The 1,244-nt window shown below is 27.6% G+C and carries 1 protein-coding gene; it reads left to right on the top strand.

Annotation, left to right across the window (positions count from 1 at the left end; genetic code table 11):
• The first annotated feature begins 121 nt into the window (after nucleotides 1-121).
• Nucleotides 122-997: an Rgg/GadR/MutR family transcriptional regulator gene (locus ACO409_RS11000; RefSeq protein WP_033683297.1), complete on the top strand. Its 876-nt coding sequence runs from the start codon at nucleotides 122-124 to the stop codon at nucleotides 995-997.
• The last annotated feature ends 247 nt before the right edge of the window (nucleotides 998-1,244 follow it).

Below are 1,244 nucleotides of genomic sequence, written 5' to 3'. Positions count from 1 at the left end.
ATGTGAAATCTCCTTGAACAAAACATCGCTTAACTTAATTATATGGTATAATTTAATTACATTTTATCACATAGGAAAGTTTATTTTGCAGTTGTCCCATATTTGCTAAAGGAGGTGTACTATGTTAAAGAAATTCGGAGAGACATATAAGGTATTTAGAGAATCAAGAAAAATTTCTCTTAGAGATATAGAAAACAAAGGGATATCACGTTCACAGTTATCTCGATTTGAAAAAGGAGAGACAGATCTGACTATTACAAAATTTCTGATAGCACTTGAACAAATAAATGTCCCTATTGAAGAATTCATGTATGCAACTAATGATTTTAAAAGAGATCGTTTCTACCAAACAATAGATGAAGTTAAACAATGTTTCCTTAATCGAAATGTGGCAAAATTACATAAATTATTGATTAAACGTATAGAAAATAATAATTCATCTCTTTTTTCTGAGATGGAAATAGTTTTTTTAAAAATCAAACTTCAAGAATTATCAAAAGAAGACTGTTTCAATGACACGGATATAAAAAGAATAACTGATTATTTGTTCGGTGTGGATTATTGGGGTGTGTTTGAAATTTTGTTATTTGGAAATATCATGTATATTTTTAATCATGCTACTTTTCTACTATTATCAAAAGAGATGTTGCATAGAACAGAGTTTTATCACGATATACCAAGCTATAGAAGAGTGATTGCTAGTATGGTTCTAAATGCACTTATTATTTGTATTGAAAGAGATCATCTTGTGGATGCAAAATACTTTGAGAAAAAAATTTCTCAGTTTTATTTTGATGAATCTGAGATTTATGAACGGTTAATTTTTAAATATGCATGTGCTTTTTACGAATTTAAGAAAAATCAGACAACACAGTCAATATTAAAAATGAGAAAAATAATTGGTTTTATGCGTGTAGCAGAATGTGAAAAACTTGCTAACCGATACGATGAGCATTTAAGAAAAATATTAGAGTCATATTTAAATAATGGTATATAGTGCAGATGTGGGACGAAAAATAATTGAATTTATAAAGTGATATACTGTCTTTACAAAAAGATATTGAATTAATGGTGTTAATTTTATTGATAAATCAGGAATTTTTCTAACTTGTAGTTCAGTACAGTTATCTCTTTTTACAACATATCTAGGTGCAGTTCAGCCTTGTTCTCTTTATAATAGAAGTATTGAAAATATTCATTTTACATCTATCAAAGAAACATGGGATAGACCTATATTTTACAAA

The organism is Leptotrichia sp. (genome assembly GCF_057270615.1).
This window is presented reverse-complemented; position numbering and strand designations above follow the sequence as displayed.

Excerpts from the sequence above, each read along its gene's own strand:
- ACO409_RS11000 (WP_033683297.1), top strand. The coding sequence starts at position 122 with ATGTTAAAGAAATTCGGAGAGACATATAAGGTATTTAGAGAATCAAGA.